Origin of the sequence: Inmirania thermothiophila (genome assembly GCF_003751635.1) — a bacterium.
GTDB classification, from domain to species: domain Bacteria; phylum Pseudomonadota; class Gammaproteobacteria; order DSM-100275; family DSM-100275; genus Inmirania; species Inmirania thermothiophila.
The window spans coordinates 139,738-153,858 of sequence record NZ_RJVI01000001.1; the positions used below are offsets into that span (position 1 = coordinate 139,738).

Genomic DNA, 14,121 nt, shown 5'->3' on the forward strand with positions numbered 1-14,121 from the left:
GCGGCCATGTTCACCCTCGCCCGCCGCGGCGGCCGCAGCGTCAACGTCTGGCCGGGCTTCGTCGACGCCCTCGCCTCGGTGCTGCTGGTCTTCGTCTTCCTGCTGCTGCTCTTCGTCCTCGCGCAGTTCTACCTCACGGGCGTGATCGCCGCGCGCGACCGCGCCCTCGACCGCCTCCAGCGCAACATCGCCGAGCTCGCCGAGACCCTCGCCCTGGAGCGCGAGCGCCGCGCCGGGCTGGAGGAGAGCCTGGCCGAGGTCCAGGCCCGCCTGCAGGCGACCCTGGCCGAGCGCGAGCGCCTCGCCGGGCGGCTGCGCCTGACCACGGCGCGGGCCGAGCAGGCCGAGGCGCGCATCGCCGAGCTGGAGCGCCGCCTCGCCGAGGCCGAGCGCACCGTCGCCGCCGATCGCGAGACCATCGAGCTGCGCCTGCGCGAGATCGCGAGCCTGCAGGCCGACATCGCGGCCCTGCGGCAGGTGCGCGAGGAGCTGGAGCGGCGCGTGGGCATCCTCGCCGCCGCCCTCGAGGAGCGGGGCCGCACCCTCGGCGCCCTGCGCGAGCGCAGCCGCCAGCTGGAGGCGCGTCTCGCCGAGGCCGAGGAGCGCACCCTGCTCGCCCAGCGCGAGGTGGAGCGGCGCGACATCCGCATCGGCGAGCTCGCCGCCGAGATCGCCGCCCGCGACCGCGCGCTGGCCGAGGAGCAGCGCCTCTCGGCCGAGGCCCGCAACCAGGTGGCGCTGCTCAACCAGCAGATCGCCGCCCTGCGGGCGCAGATCGCCGAGCTGGAGGCCGCCCTCGACCTCGCCCAGGGCACGATGGAGAGGCAGAAGGTGGAGATCGCCGAGCTCGGGCGCAAGCTCAACCTGGCGCTGGCCCGGCGGGTGCAGGAGCTTGCGCGCTACCGCTCGGAGTTCTTCGGCCGCCTGCGCGAGGTGCTGGGCGAGCACCCGGGGATCCGCATCGTCGGCGACCGCTTCGTCTTCGCCTCCGAGATCTTCTTCGACACCGCCTCGGCGGCGCTGCGCGAGGAGGGCAAGCGCCAGCTCGCGCGGCTGGCCGCGACCCTCAAGGACGTGGCGGCGCGCATCCCGCCCGAGATCGACTGGGTGCTGCGCATCGACGGCCACACCGACCGCCGCCCCATCCACACCGCCGAGTTCCCCTCCAACTGGGAGCTCTCCACCGCCCGCGCCCTCGCGGTGGTCCGCTTCCTCACCGCCCAGGGCATCCCCGCGCACCGGCTCGTGGCCGCGGGCTTCGGCGAGCACCGCCCCATCGACCCCGCCGACACCCCCGAGGCCTGGGCCCGCAACCGCCGCATCGAGATCAAGCTCACCCAGCCCTGAAACGGCGACGGCCCCTCGCGGGGGCCGTCGCGGGATCCTTGCGGGCGCCGCGGCCTCAGGCCGTCTCCTCCTGGAGGCGCTGATACTTGGCCATCAGCTCCTCCTGGGACTCGTCGTAGTCCGGATTCTTGACGATGCAGTCCACGGGGCAGACCTCCACGCACTGCGGCGTGTCGTAGTGCCCGACGCACTCGGTGCAGCGGTTGGGGTCGATGACGTAGATCTCGTCGCCCTGCGAGATGGCGTTGTTCGGACACTCCGGCTCGCAGACGTCGCAGTTGATGCACTCGTCGGTGATCATCAAGGCCATGGCTTCACCCCCGGTTCACCACCAGAAAAAACCGTCTCAAACTAAGGCTTTATGAGCCCATTCACGGCATTTTAGCACGCAGGGCTCGGGCCACAACCTCGTGCACGAAGGGGGTGACGTCGCCGCCCAGCGCCGCCACCTCCCGCACCAGGGTGGAGGAGATGAAGGCGTACTGCTCGGCGGGCGTGAGGAAGGTGGTCTCCACCTCCGGCGCCAGCCGCCGGTTCATGCTCGCGAGCTGGAACTCGAACTCGAAGTCCGACACCGCCCGCAGCCCGCGCAGGATCACCCGCGCCCCCCGGGCACGGACGAAGTCCACCAGGAGGCTGTCGAAGCCGCACACCTCCACCCCGTCGATGCCGGCGAGCGCCGCCCGCGCCAGGGCGACCCGCTCCTCGAGGCTGAACAGCGGCTGCTTCTTGGGGTTGGCGGCCACCGCCACCACCACCCGGCTGAACAGGCGCGAGGCCCGCTGGACGAGATCGGTGTGGCCGTTGGTGATGGGATCGAAGGTCCCGGGATAGACCACCGTGACGTCGGGCAAGGCGCCTCCCTCCGTTCGCGCAGTGCCCCTACTATGGCACGGCCCCGCCGTCGGCCCCAAGGGCCGCCTCGAGGAGGCGGAAGGCCACCGCGCCGGCCCGCCCCTCCCGCACCACCCGCCAGCCGGGCGGCGCCGCCGCCGGCGCCTCCTGCCGCGGCTGCTCCACGTAGACCCAGCCCCCGGGGCGGACCCAGCCGCGGGCGAGCCGCGCCAGCACCGGCCCCTGCAGGCGGGCGGCGTAGGGGGGATCGACGAAGACCACGTCGAAGGGCACGGGGGGCGTGCACGCGAGCCAGCGCAGCACATCGGCGCGGACCACCTCCACGCCCTCGGCGCCGAGCTCGACGAGGCGCGCCCGCAGGGCCTGCGCGAGGCGCGCGTCGCGCTCGACGAGGACGACGCGGGCGGCGCCGCGCGAGGCGGCCTCGAGCCCGAGGGCCCCGCTGCCGGCGAAGAGGTCGAGGCAGGCCGCCCCCGCGATGCGCGGCGCCAGCCAGTTGAACAGCGTCTCGCGCACGCGGTCGGGCGTCGGCCGCAGGCCGGGCACGGAGGGCACGGGCAGGCGCCGGCCGCGCCAGCACCCGCCGACGATGCGCACCCGCCCCGGCCGGCCCGTCACTCCCCCGCCGCGCCCCCGCCCACCAGCACCGTGACCATGCGCGCCGGGTCGAGGTGGCGGCGGAAGGCCTCGCGCACCTGCTCGGCGGTCACCGCCTCGACCCGCTCGGTGAAGCGCTCCAGATAGTCGAGGCCGAGACCGTGGTAGCCGATCAGGGTCAGGTAGCCGAGGATCTTGCGGTTGCTGTCGATGCGCAGCGGGAAGCCGCCCACGATGCCGCGCCGGGCCGCCTCCAGCTCCTGCGCCGTCGGGCCCTCGCGCAGGTAGCGCCCGAGCACCTCGCGCACCACCCCCAGCGCCTCCTCGGCGCGCTCGTTGCGCGTCTGCAGCCCGAGCTGGAAGGGGCCGCGCCGACGCATGGGCAGGAAGTAGCTGTAGACGCTGTAGGCGAGCCCGCGCCGCTCGCGCACCTCCTCGGACAGCCGCGAGACGAGGCCGCTGCCGCCGAGCACGTAGTTGCCCACGTAGAGGGGGAAGAGGTCGGGGTCGTCGCGACGGATGCCCGGCGCCCCGACGAGGATGTGGGTCTGGGTCGAGGGATGGGGGATGCGGATCAGCCGCGGCCCCGGAAGGTCCGGCACCGGGGGCAGCGGCGGCGCCGCAGGCCCCCGCGGGATGGCCTCGGCGAGCCGCGCCGCGAGCCGCTCCGCCCCGCGCCGGTCGAGGGCGCCGACGATGGCGACGAGGGCGTTGCCGGTGACGTAGTGGCGCCGGTGGAAGGCCACCACGTCCGCGGGCGTCAGCCCCTCCAGCGAGGCGCGGGTCCCCTCCGGCGGCGAGCCGTAGGGGTGGTCGCCGTAGAGGGCGCGGTAGAAGGCGCGCTCGGCCACCGCGCCCGGCGACTCCTCCGCCGCCTGCAGCCCCACCAGCATGCGCCGGCGCTCGCGCTCGAAGGCGCCGGGGTCGAGGCGCGGCTTCGCGAGCACCGCGCGCAGGGTCTCCACCGCCGGGGCGAGGAGCTCCGCGTCGGTGAGGCTGCGCAGGGAAACGGTGGCGCTGTCGCGCCCGGCCTCGACGCCGAAGCGGGCCCCGAGGCCCTCGAAGCGCGCCGCCAGCGCATCGGCGTCCCAGGGCCCGGCGCCCTCCTCCAGCAGCGAGGCGGTCAGCGCCGCGAGCCCCGGGCGGTCGCCGTCGCGGGCGCTGCCGGCGTCGAAGACGATCTGCACGTCCACCATCGGCAGCTCCGGGGCCTGCACGAAGTAGACCGGGACGCCGCCCTCGGTGCGCCAGTGCTCGATGCGCGGCCCCGCGCCCGCCAGCGCCGGAAGCGCCGCCAGCGCGAGGAGCGCCGCCCGCAGCTCAGCGCCCATCGCCGGCCCCTCCCTGCGGCTCCAGCACGGCCACGGTCAGCCCCTCGTCGGTGAGGTACCTGCGGGCCACGGCCTGGACCTGGGCCGCGGTCACCGCCCGCACGGCGGGGACGTACTCGTCCACCGCCCGCCAGCCGAGGCCCACGGTCTCGGCGATGCCGAGCTGCATCGCCTGGTAGAAGACCGAGTCGCGCTGGTAGACCGCCGCCGCCACCACCTGCGCCTTGACCCGCGCCAGCTCCTCGTCCGAAACCGGCTCCTCGCGCAGCCTGCGCACCTGCGCGCGCAGCGCCGCCTCCAGCTCGGCGACGTCGTGGCCGGGGGCGGGGGTGGCCTCGAGCACGAGCAGCGTGGGCAGACGGTCGTAGAGGCTGTAGCCGGCGCCGGCGCTCGCCGCGATCTCGCGCCCGCGCACCAGCTCGCGGGCGAGGCGGGCGCTGGCGCCGCCGTCGAGGATCCCGGCGAGGACCTCCAGGGCGTAGGCCTCCCAGCGCGGCTCGGCCTGGGCCAGCGCCGGCACCTTGTAGCCCATGAGCAGGAGCGGCACCCGCGCGGGGCGGCGCACCGTGATCCGCCGCGGCCCCGTCTGCGGGATCTCGGGCCGCGGCTTGACCGCCGGCGGCGGGGCCGGCGGCACCGGGCCGAAGTGCCGCTCCGCCAGGGCCCGCACCGCCTCCGGCTCGACGTCGCCCACCACCACCAGGGTGGCGTTGCTGGGGGCGTAGAAGCGCCGGTACCAGGTGAGGAGGTCGTCCCGGGTGACGTGCCTGAGGTCGTCCATCCACCCGATCACAGGGATGCGCTGGGGCCCGGAGAGGAAGGCCGTGGCCTTGAAGCGCTCGTAGGTGAAGGCCTGGGGGTCGTCCTCGGTGCGCAGGCGCCGCTCCTCCATCACCACCTGCGCCTCCTTGCGCAGCTCCTCCTCGGGGAGGAGGAGGTTGCGCATGCGGTCGGCCTCGAGGGCGAAGGCCACCTCGAGGCGGTCGCGGGCCAGGGTCTGGAAGTAGGCGGTGTAGTCCTGCCCGGTGAAGGCGTTCTCGCGCCCGCCCAGCTCGGCGATGATGCGGGAGAACTCGCCCGCCGGATGCGCCGGCGTGCCCTTGAACATCATGTGCTCGAGCAGGTGGGAGATGCCGGTGATGCCGTCGTGCTCGTAGCTCGAGCCCACCCGGTACCAGACCTGCGACACCACCACCGGGGCGCGGTGGTCCTCCTTCACCAGCAGCTTCAGCCCGTTGTCGAGCCGGTACTCGGCGACGCCGCCCGCGAGCGCCCACGGCGCGAAGGCGGCGAGCAGCCACGCCCACCCTCGTCGGTGCATCGGATCCTCCCTCCGCCGCCCCCCGCGGGGGCTGTGGTAGCATAGCGCACGCCCGCCCACGGCCGCGGGCACACCCACCCTTCGACCGGTCCGGAGATGTTCGGTTTCCGAAAGCGCCGTGCCCGTGACGGGGCGGACGAGAGGCAGGGGCTCCTCGCGCGCCTGCGCGAGCGCCTGGCGCGCACCCGCGGCGGCCTCGGCGGCGGGCTGGCGGCGCTACTTCGCGGCCGCGGCGTCGACGAGGAGGTCCTCGAGGAGATCGAGGCGCGGCTGCTCCTCGCCGACGTCGGCGTGACCGCCACCACGGAGCTGGTGGATGCGCTGCGCCGCAGCCGCCCGCGCAGCGGCGACGAGGTGGTGGCGGTGCTGCGCGAGCGGATGCTGGAGATCCTCGCCCCCTGCGCGCGGCCGCTGGAGATCCCGGACGAGGCGCACCCCTTCACCATCCTCACCGTGGGCGTCAACGGCGTCGGCAAGACCACCACCATCGGCAAGCTGGCGCGGCGCCTGCGCGACGAGGGCCTGGGGGTGCTGCTCGCCGCCGGCGACACCTTCCGCGCCGCCGCGGTGGAGCAGCTCCAGGCCTGGGGCGAGCGCAACGGCGTGCCGGTCGTCGCCCAGGGCACCGGGGCCGACGCCGCCTCGGTGATCCACGACGCCATGACCGCGGCGAAGGCGCGCGGCATCGACGTCGTCGTCGCCGACACCGCCGGACGCCTCCACACCAAGCACAACCTCATGGAGGAGCTGCGCAAGATCCGCCGCGTCATGGCCCGCCTCGACCCCGGCGCGCCCCACGAGGTGCTGCTGGTGCTGGACGCCACCACGGGGCAGAACGCCCTCGCCCAGGCGCGCCGCTTCCACGACGCCGTGGGCGTGACCGGCATCGCCCTGACCAAGCTCGACGGCACCGCCCGCGGCGGCATCGTGCTCGCCATCGCGCGCGAGCTCGCGCTGCCGATCCGGTTCATCGGCATCGGCGAGGGCGCCGAGGACCTGCGCCCCTTCGACGCCGAGGCCTTCGTCGATGCCATCCTCGATCCCGGCGGGGAGGGGGAGGCGGTGGCGGACGGCTGAGGGGGACGGCGGTGATCCGCTTCGACGCGGTGAGCAAGCGCTACCCCGGCGGCGGCGAGGCCCTGAGCGAGGTCAGCTTCCATCTCGCCCGCGGCGAGATGGCCTTCCTCACCGGCCACTCCGGCGCCGGCAAGAGCACGCTGCTCAAGCTCGTGGCGGGCATCGAGCGCGCCACCCGCGGCCAGATCGTGGTCGACGGCGAGAACATCACCCGCCTGCCGCGCCGGCGCCTCCCGCACCTGCGGCGCAAGATCGGCATCATCTTCCAGGACCACCGGCTGCTCTACGACCGCACCGTCTTCGACAACGTCGCCCTGCCGCTGGTCATCGACGGCCTCGGCCACCGCGAGATCGCCCGCCGCGTGCGCGCCGCCCTCGACAAGGTGGGCCTGCTCGGCAAGGAGCGGCTCAACCCGGTGGTGCTCTCGGGCGGCGAACAGCAGCGGGTGGGCATCGCCCGCGCCGTAGTGGCGCGCCCGCCGCTGCTCATCGCCGACGAGCCCACCGGCAACCTCGACCCCGAGCTCTCGGCCGAGATCATGGCGCTGTTCTGCCGCTTCAACGAGGTCGGGGTGACGGTGCTGGTGGCGAGCCACGACCTCGGGCTCATCCGCCGCCTCGGGCGGCGCATCCTCCGCCTGGACCACGGGCGGCTGGTGGACGACGGCCGCCCGGGGGCGGCGGCGTGAACGGGTCCCGGCGGCGGCCGGACCCCGCCCCGCGGCGGCTCGCACCGCCGCTGCGCCTGGCGCAGCGGCACGCCCAGGCCGGCATCGGCGCCCTCGGCCGGCTCGTGCGCACGCCCCTTGCGAGCCTCATGACCGCGGCGGTGATCGGCATCGCGCTCGCGCTGCCGGCCCTCTTCTACGTGCTGCTCGACAACGCCCGCGCCCTGCTCGGGGGCTGGGAGAGCGGGGCCCAGATCTCGCTGTTCCTGCGCGACGAGGTCGGGGACGAGGAGGCCGCGGCCCTCGCCGAGGCGCTGCGCACCCGCGCGGAGGTGGCCTCGGTGCGCCTCATCCGACGCGAGGAGGCGCTCGAGGAGTTCCGCCGCCACTCCGGCCTCGGCGCCGCCCTGGACCTCCTGCCGGACAACCCGCTGCCGGCGGTGGTGGTGGTCACGCCCCGCCCCGAGGCGGCGACCCCGGAGGGGAGCGGGCGGCTGCGGGAGGCCCTCGCCGCCCTGCCCGAGGTGGAAGCGGCGCAGCTCGATCTCGCCTGGCTCCGCCGCCTGCATGCCCTGCTCGCCCTGGCGCGGCGGGGCGTGCTCCTGCTCGGGGCGCTGCTCGCCGCCGCCGTGCTGCTGGTGGTGGGCAACACCATCCGCCTCGACATCCAGAACCGCCGCCAGGAGATCGAGGTGATGAAGCTCGTCGGCGCGGGCGACGCCTTCGTGCGCCGGCCCTTCCTCTACGGCGGGATGTGGTACGGCCTCGCCGGCGGGGTCATCGCCTGGCTCCTGGTCCAGGGCGCCTTGTGGCTGCTGCGCGGCCCGGCGGGCGAGCTCGCCGGCCTCTACGGCAGCGAGCGCACCCTGCGCCTGATGGACGGCACGGCGAGCCTCGTCCTCCTCGCCGTCGCCGCCGCCCTCGGGCTGGCCGGCTCGTGGCTCGCGGTGGGCCGCCACCTGCGCGCCATCGAGCCGCGCTGAGACCACCCCCCCTTGCCGGCGCCGCGGGGCGGGGCTAAGGTGCCGCCATGGACGCCGTGACCCCGCCCAAGTCGATCCTGCGCCTCGCCGGACGCGCCATCGGCGACTACGACATGATCCGCGACGGCGACCGCATCCTAGTGGCGGTCTCCGGCGGCAAGGACTCCCTCACCCTGCTGCACGTGCTGCTCGCCCTGCGCCGGCGCGCGCCGGTGCGCTTCGGGCTCGGCGTCTTCACCTTCGACCCCGAGATCGAGGGCTTCGAGCCCGCGCCCCTGCGCGACTACGTCGCCGCCCTCGGCCTGCCCATGCACTACCACGCCGAGCCCATGATCCAGCGCGCCCGCGACCACATGGAGGAGGGCGGCTCCTTCTGCGCCTTCTGCTCGCGCATCAAGCGCGGGGTGATGTACCGCATCGCCCGCAGCCACGGCTACAACGTCCTCGCCCTCGGCCAGCACCTGGACGATCTCGCCGAGAGCTTCCTCATGTCGGCCTTCGACAAGGGCCGGCTCGAGACCATGAAGGCCCACTACCTCAACGACGCCGGGGACGTGCGCGTCATCCGCCCGCTGGTCTACGTGCGCGAGCGCCAGACCGCCGCCTTCGCCGAGGCCGCGGGCCTGCCGGTGGTGCCGGACTCCTGCCCCGCCTGCTTCCGTATGCCCACCCGGCGCGCCCACATGAAGGCCCTGCTCGCCGCGGAGGAGAAGGCGCAGCCGCGGCTCTTCCGCAGCCTCCTCTCGGCCATGCGCCCGCTCATGGGCGCACCGCCGCGGGCCGAGGCCGGCCTTCGGCGCAGCGCGTGAGCGACGAGCTGGTCACCGTCGCCACCTTCGACACCATGCCCGACGCCCACATCGCGCTCGGGCGGCTGCGCGCCGAGGGCATCGAGGCGGTGCTCGCCGACGAGCACCTGGTGCAGACCGACTGGCTCTACGGCATCGCCGTCGGCGGCATCAAGCTGCGCGTGCGCGCGGCCGACGCCGCCCGCGCCCGCGCCGTCCTCGCCACCGACTATTCCGGCGAGCTCGACGACGGCGGCGCCTGAGGGGGGAGGCGCTGGGCCACCAGATAGGCCTCGCCGCGCAGCCCCTGCGTCATGTCGCCCACCGCCCCCTCGTCGCGGTAGACGCGGGGGACGAGCCCTGGGAACAGGCGCAGCAGCTCGCCGTCGGCGAGGCGGAAGCCGGGGTCGCGCGGCCCGCGCCGGCCCGCCCCCGCACGCGTGTGGGTCTGATAGAAGAGCAGCCCGCCGGGGCGCAGGGCCGCGGCGATGGCCGGACACAGCGCCCGCTCGAGGAAGTAGCTCACGACGACGACATCGAAGGCCTGCGCCGGGGGCGGCTCGGCGACGACGTCGCGCACCGCGGCCGCAAGCGCCAGCCCCTCGAGCGCCGCCCGCTCGCGCAGGGCGGCGATGGCCACCGGCGAAAGATCCCAGGCCGTGACCGCGAGGCCCCGCGCGGCGAGCAGCAGCGCGTTGGCGCCGAAGCCGCAGGCGATCTCGAGGGCGCGGCCGCGCGCGGGCAGCAAATGCAGGTTCTCGCTGAGCACGCGCGCCGGGCGCGCCCGCGCCGGATCCCGCATCCGGTAGCGGGCGTCCCACAGGGCACGGCGGTCCTCGCCCACGGCCTCAGCCCCTCCAGAAGCCCGGCGAGAGGATCACGAGCAGGGTGAACAGCTCCAGCCGCCCCAGCAGCATGGAGAGGATCAGCACCCACTTGCCCGCCGTGGAGACCGAGGCGAAGTTGGCGGCGACCTCGCCGAGGCCGGGACCGAGGACGTTGAGGGTGGCGGCCACCGCGGAGAAGGCCGAGAGCACGTCGAGCCCCGCCGCCACCATGAGCATGGTCAGGGTCGCGGTGGCCGCCATGTAGAGGGCAAAGAACCCCCACACGGCCCCCACCACGGTCTCGCTCATGACGTGCCCCCCGAGCTTGATCGGCAGCACGCCGCGCGGATGCACCAGCCGCCCCACCTCGCGCACCCCCTGCTTGAGCAGCAGCAGCACGCGCACCACCTTCATGCCCCCCGCGGTGGAGCCGGCGCAGCCGCCGATGAAGCTGATGTAGATCAGGAAGATGGGCAGGAACGAGGGCCAGGAGGCGAAGGCGTCGGTGGTGAAGCCGGTGCTGGTGACGACCGAGATGACCTGGAAGAGGGCGTAGCGCAGGGCCTCGCCGGGCGCCGGGTGGCGGCCGAGCACCGCCAGCAGCACCGCCACCAGCGCCGTCGCGGCAAGCACGACGGCGAGGAAGGCCCGCGCCTCGGGGTCGCGCAGGTAGAGCCCGGGGCGGCGGCGGTGCAGGGCCAGGTAGTGGATGCCGAAGTTGAGCGCCCCCGCGAGCATGAAGACGTCGGCGACGGCCTCGATCCAGGGGTTGTCGAAGTAGCCGAGGCTGGCGTCGTGGGTGGAGAAGCCGCCGGTGGAGATGGTGGAGAAGGCGTGGCCGACGGCGTCGAACCAGTCCATGCCCGCGACCCGGTAGGCGAGCGCGCACAGCACCGTCAGGCCCACGTAGATAAGCCACAGGGACTGCGCGGTGTGGGCGATGCGGGGGGTGAGCTTCTCGTCCTTCATGGGCCCCGGGGTCTCGGCCCGGTAGAGCTGCATGCCGCCGACGCCGAGCATGGGGAAGAGCGCCACCGCCAGGACCACGATCCCCATGCCCCCGAGCCACTGGATCTGCTGCCGGTACCAGAGGATGGAGGGCGGCAGCCCGTCGAGGCCCCGGATCACCGTCGCCCCCGTGGTGGTGAAGCCCGAGAGGGCCTCGAAGACGGCGTCGGTAAAACCCAGGTGGGGGCTGAAGTGGAAGGGCAGCGAGCCGATCACGCCGAGGGTGGTCCAGAAGAGCACCACCACCAGGAAGCCCTCGCGGCGGCCGAGCTCGACCCGGCGGCGGCACACCGGAAGCCACAGGGCAAGGCCCGCCCCCGCGGTGAGGGCGAGGGTGAGGAGGAAGTGGCGGGCCTCGCCGTCGCCGAACCCCAGCGAGACGGCGATGGGCGGCAGCAGCGTCAGGCTGTAGAGGCTCAGCAGGGCCCCGAGGACGTAGCGGATGGCGCCGACCCGCACCATCGGCCCTAGCGCCGCCAGAAGGCCGGCGTGATCACCACCAGGAAGGTGAAGATCTCGAGCCGCCCGAGGAGCATGGCCAGGATCAGGATCCACTTGCCGGCGTCGCCGACGGTGCCGAAGTGGGCCCCCACCTCGCCGAGGCCCGGGCCCAGGTTGTTGAGGGTGGCGGCCACCGCGGAGAAGGCGCTGACCTGGTCGAGCCCGGTGGCCATGAGCGCCAGCATGAGCACGGCGAAGGTGACCACGTAGACGGCGAAGAAGCCCCACACCGCACCCATCACCGACTCCGGCAAAACCCGCCCGCCCACCTTCACCGGCACCATCGCGGCGGGGTGGATCAGGCGCAGGATCTCACGCCGCCCCTGGTGGTAGAGGAGCAGCCAGCGGATCACCTTCATGCCGCCGCCGGTGGAGCCGGCGCAGCCGCCGACGAAGCTGGTCAGGATCAGCATCACGGGCAGGAAGCCCGGCCAGGTGAAGTACTCGTGGGTGGTGAAGCCGGTGGTGGTGCCGATGGAGACGGCCTGGAAGACGCCGTGGTGCAGCGCGTCGGGGAAGCGGTCGAAGGTGCCGCTGGCGTAGAGGAAGAGGACCGAGACCGCGGCGCTGGCGGCGAGGATGCCGAGGTAGGCGCGCACCTCGGGGTCAGCGGCGTAGACGCGCAGGCTCCGCCGACGCACGGCGCCGAAGTGCAGCGCGAAGTTCATGCCGGCCAGAAGCATGAAGACCACGGCCACCAGCTCCACCGCGGTGCTGTCGAAGTAGCCGATGCTGGCGTCGTAGGTGGAGAAGCCGCCGATGGCGACGGTGGAGAAGGCGTGGCCCACGGCGTCGAACCAGTCCATGCCGGCGAGCCGGTAGGCGAGGGCGCAGGCGGCGGTGAGCCCGAGGTAGATGTACCACAGCGCCTTGGCGGTCTCGGCCAGGCGCGGCGTGAGCTTGGTGTCCTTCATGGGCCCCGGGGTCTCGGCCCGGTAGAGCTGCATCCCGCCCACCCCGAGCATCGGCAGCACGGCGAGCGCGACGACGACGATGCCCAGCCCCCCCAGCCACTGGAGCTGCTGGCGGTAGAAGCGCACCGCCCGCGGCAGCTCCTCGATCCCGGTGAGCACCGTCGCCCCGGTGGTGGTCAGGCCCGAGACCGACTCGAAGACGGCGTTGACGAGGTCGAGATGGGGCCGCTCCGCGAGCATCAACGGGACCGCCCCGGTGGCGCCGAGGACGCTCCAGAAGAGCACCACCACGAGGAAGCCGTCGCGCACCCGCAGCTCGGCCGGGGTGCGGCGGCAGGGCAGCCACAGGGCGAGCCCGAGCCCGAGCAGGACGAGGAAGGCGATGAGGAAGGGCTGCACCGCGCCGTCCCCGTAGAGGAGCCCGATCCCCGCGGGCGGCAGCATGGAGCCGCTGAACAGTGTCAGCAGTATGCCCACCACCTTGGCGATCGCGGCCGGATGCACGGTCTCAGAGGAAGGTGGCGCTGACCTGGAAGAGCCGCTCCACCTCCGGCACCCGCCGCTTGTCCACGAGGAAGAGGATCACGTGGTCGCCCGGCTCGACGACCAGGTCGTGGTGGGCCATGAGGACCTCATGGCCGCGCACCACCGCGCCGATGGTGGTGCCCCGGGGGAGGGGGATCTCGTCGATCCGCCGCCCTGCCACCTTCGAGGTGGCGCGATCGCCGTGGACCACCGCCTCGATGGCCTCGGCGGCGCCGCGGCGCAGGGGATGGGCCATGACCACGTCCCCGCGGCGCACGTGCGTGAGCAGGCCGCTCACCGTGGCCTGCTGGGGCGAGACCGCGATGTCGATGGGGCCCGACTCCACCAGGTCCACGTAGGCCGGGCGGTTGATGAGCGCCATCACCTTGCGCGCCCCCAGCCGCTTGGCCAGCATCGCCGAGAGGATGTTGGCCTCGTCCTCGTTGGTGACGGCGCAGAAGACGTCGACGTGGTCGATGTTCTCCTCGCGCAGCAGCTCCTCGTCGGCGGCGTCCCCCTGCAGCACCACGGTGCGGTCGAGCACCTCGGCGATGCGCTGCGCGCGGCCGCGGTCGCGCTCGATGAGCTTGACGTTGTAGTCGTCCTCGAGCCGGCGCGCGAGCGCGGTGCCGATGTTACCGCCGCCGGCGATGAGGACGTTGTGCACCGGCCGCTCGAGGCGGCGCAGCTCGCTCATGACGCGGCGGATGTCCGGCGCCGCGGCGACGAAGAAGACCTCGTCGTCGGCCTCGATGACGGTGTCGCCCTCGGGCAGGATGGGCTTGTCGCGGCGGAAGATGGCGGCCACGCGCGTGTCCACCTCGGGCAGGTGCTCGCGCAGGGCGCGCAGGGCCTTGCCCACCAGCGGCCCGCCGTAGTAGGCGCGCATCGCCACGAGGCGCACGCGGCCGTCGGCGAAGTCCAGCACCTGCAGTGCCCCCGGGTGCTCGATGAGGCGCTGGATGTACTCGGTGACCAGCTTCTCGGGGCTGATGATGACGTCGACCGGCAGCGCCTCCTGGGCGAACAGCGCCTCCTGGTGGCGCAGGTAGTCGGCGGCGCGCACGCGCGCGATCTTGGTCGGGGTCCGGAACAGGGTGTACGCCACCTGGCAGGCGACCATGTTGGTCTCGTCGGAGTTGGTCACCGCCAGCACCATGTCCGCATCGGCGGTGCCGGCCTGCTCCAGCACGCTGGGGTGGCTGCCGTGGCCGGCGACGGTGCGCAGGTCGTAGCGGTCCTGCAGCACCTGCAGCCGCTCGGTGTCGCGGTCGACCACGGTGACGTCGTTGCCCTCGGAGGAGAGGATGGCGGCGACCGACGACCCCACCTGGCCGGCGCCGAGGATGACGATCTTCTTCACGGCCCCCCCGATGCTG

At 74.0% G+C, this 14,121-nt stretch carries 15 protein-coding genes; 6 read left to right on the forward strand and 9 right to left on the reverse strand.

Annotated elements, in window-relative coordinates:
- Nucleotides 1–6: 6 nt before the first annotated feature.
- Nucleotides 7–1,347, forward strand: a complete 1,341-nt coding sequence (locus EDC57_RS00635; RefSeq protein WP_123399238.1) for a peptidoglycan -binding protein — start codon at nucleotides 7–9, stop codon at nucleotides 1,345–1,347.
- Between the two features lie 55 nt (nucleotides 1,348–1,402).
- On the opposite strand, the gene EDC57_RS00640 is transcribed toward EDC57_RS00635, so the two are convergent.
- The 5 genes from EDC57_RS00640 to EDC57_RS00660 form a co-directional block, all read right to left on the reverse strand.
- The gene (locus EDC57_RS00640) at nucleotides 1,403–1,657 is read right to left on the reverse strand and encodes a YfhL family 4Fe-4S dicluster ferredoxin (protein WP_123399240.1); all 255 of its coding nucleotides are present in this window, start codon (nucleotides 1,655–1,657) and stop codon (nucleotides 1,403–1,405) included.
- Between the two features lie 61 nt (nucleotides 1,658–1,718).
- Nucleotides 1,719–2,201, reverse strand: a complete 483-nt coding sequence (coaD, locus tag EDC57_RS00645) for a pantetheine-phosphate adenylyltransferase (RefSeq protein ID WP_123399242.1) — start codon at nucleotides 2,199–2,201, stop codon at nucleotides 1,719–1,721.
- Nucleotides 2,202–2,232: 31 nt separating this feature from the next.
- A complete protein-coding gene (rsmD, locus tag EDC57_RS00650) occupies nucleotides 2,233–2,820 on the reverse strand; it encodes a 16S rRNA (guanine(966)-N(2))-methyltransferase RsmD (protein ID WP_245995088.1) in 588 nt (195 codons plus the stop codon).
- Nucleotides 2,817–4,130, reverse strand: a complete 1,314-nt coding sequence (locus EDC57_RS00655) for a M16 family metallopeptidase (RefSeq protein WP_123399244.1) — start codon at nucleotides 4,128–4,130, stop codon at nucleotides 2,817–2,819. Before EDC57_RS00655 ends, rsmD begins: the two co-directional genes overlap by 4 nt.
- On the reverse strand, nucleotides 4,120–5,451 hold the full coding sequence (locus EDC57_RS00660; RefSeq protein WP_123399246.1) for a M16 family metallopeptidase: 1,332 nt from the start codon (nucleotides 5,449–5,451) through the stop codon (nucleotides 4,120–4,122). The genes EDC57_RS00655 and EDC57_RS00660 overlap by 11 nt, the downstream gene beginning before the upstream one ends.
- Before the next feature lie 96 nt (nucleotides 5,452–5,547).
- Between EDC57_RS00660 and ftsY the strand changes: the two genes are divergently transcribed.
- The 5 genes from ftsY to EDC57_RS00685 are packed head-to-tail and all read left to right on the forward strand — an operon-like array spanning nucleotide 5,548 to nucleotide 9,230.
- Complete coding sequence (gene ftsY / locus EDC57_RS00665; protein ID WP_123399249.1) at nucleotides 5,548–6,528, forward strand: signal recognition particle-docking protein FtsY; 981 nt, start codon at nucleotides 5,548–5,550, stop codon at nucleotides 6,526–6,528.
- Nucleotides 6,529–6,539: 11 nt separating this feature from the next.
- The gene (gene ftsE, locus EDC57_RS00670) at nucleotides 6,540–7,217 is read left to right on the forward strand and encodes a cell division ATP-binding protein FtsE (protein ID WP_123399251.1); all 678 of its coding nucleotides are present in this window, start codon (nucleotides 6,540–6,542) and stop codon (nucleotides 7,215–7,217) included.
- Entirely contained in the window at nucleotides 7,214–8,179 is a 966-nt protein-coding gene (ftsX, locus tag EDC57_RS00675) for a permease-like cell division protein FtsX (RefSeq protein ID WP_123399253.1), read from the forward strand. The genes ftsE and ftsX overlap by 4 nt, the downstream gene beginning before the upstream one ends.
- Before the next feature lie 47 nt (nucleotides 8,180–8,226).
- Nucleotides 8,227–8,988, forward strand: a complete 762-nt coding sequence (locus tag EDC57_RS00680) for a PP-loop family protein (protein ID WP_123399255.1) — start codon at nucleotides 8,227–8,229, stop codon at nucleotides 8,986–8,988.
- Complete coding sequence (locus tag EDC57_RS00685; RefSeq protein ID WP_123399257.1) at nucleotides 8,985–9,230, forward strand: putative signal transducing protein; 246 nt, start codon at nucleotides 8,985–8,987, stop codon at nucleotides 9,228–9,230. Before EDC57_RS00680 ends, EDC57_RS00685 begins: the two co-directional genes overlap by 4 nt.
- Here the strand turns inward: EDC57_RS00685 and EDC57_RS00690 are convergent.
- The 4 genes from EDC57_RS00690 to trkA are packed head-to-tail and all read right to left on the reverse strand — an operon-like array spanning nucleotide 9,197 to nucleotide 14,105.
- A complete protein-coding gene (locus EDC57_RS00690) occupies nucleotides 9,197–9,811 on the reverse strand; it encodes a class I SAM-dependent methyltransferase (RefSeq protein ID WP_123399259.1) in 615 nt (204 codons plus the stop codon). The genes EDC57_RS00685 and EDC57_RS00690 overlap by 34 nt on opposite strands.
- Before the next feature lie 4 nt (nucleotides 9,812–9,815).
- A complete protein-coding gene (locus tag EDC57_RS00695) occupies nucleotides 9,816–11,261 on the reverse strand; it encodes a TrkH family potassium uptake protein (RefSeq protein WP_342768971.1) in 1,446 nt (481 codons plus the stop codon).
- 8 nt (nucleotides 11,262–11,269) lie between these two features.
- Nucleotides 11,270–12,721, reverse strand: coding sequence for a TrkH family potassium uptake protein (locus EDC57_RS00700; protein WP_211331844.1), 1,452 nt, complete (start codon nucleotides 12,719–12,721; stop codon nucleotides 11,270–11,272).
- Nucleotides 12,722–12,725: 4 nt separating this feature from the next.
- Nucleotides 12,726–14,105, reverse strand: a complete 1,380-nt coding sequence (gene trkA / locus EDC57_RS00705) for a Trk system potassium transporter TrkA (RefSeq protein WP_123399263.1) — start codon at nucleotides 14,103–14,105, stop codon at nucleotides 12,726–12,728.
- Nucleotides 14,106–14,121 lie beyond the last annotated feature (16 nt).

What these genes read in the sequence shown, in the direction of transcription:
- EDC57_RS00635 (WP_123399238.1), top strand. Translation starts at nt 7, where the DNA reads ATGTTCACCCTCGCCCGCCGCGGCGGCCGCAGCGTCAACGTCTGGCCG.
- EDC57_RS00640 (WP_123399240.1), bottom strand. Translation starts at nt 1,657, where the DNA reads ATGGCCTTGATGATCACCGACGAGTGCATCAACTGCGACGTCTGCGAG.
- EDC57_RS00655 (WP_123399244.1), bottom strand. Translation starts at nt 4,130, where the DNA reads ATGGGCGCTGAGCTGCGGGCGGCGCTCCTCGCGCTGGCGGCGCTTCCG.
- EDC57_RS00660 (WP_123399246.1), bottom strand. Translation starts at nt 5,451, where the DNA reads ATGCACCGACGAGGGTGGGCGTGGCTGCTCGCCGCCTTCGCGCCGTGG.
- ftsY (WP_123399249.1), top strand. Translation starts at nt 5,548, where the DNA reads ATGTTCGGTTTCCGAAAGCGCCGTGCCCGTGACGGGGCGGACGAGAGG.
- EDC57_RS00680 (WP_123399255.1), top strand. Translation starts at nt 8,227, where the DNA reads ATGGACGCCGTGACCCCGCCCAAGTCGATCCTGCGCCTCGCCGGACGC.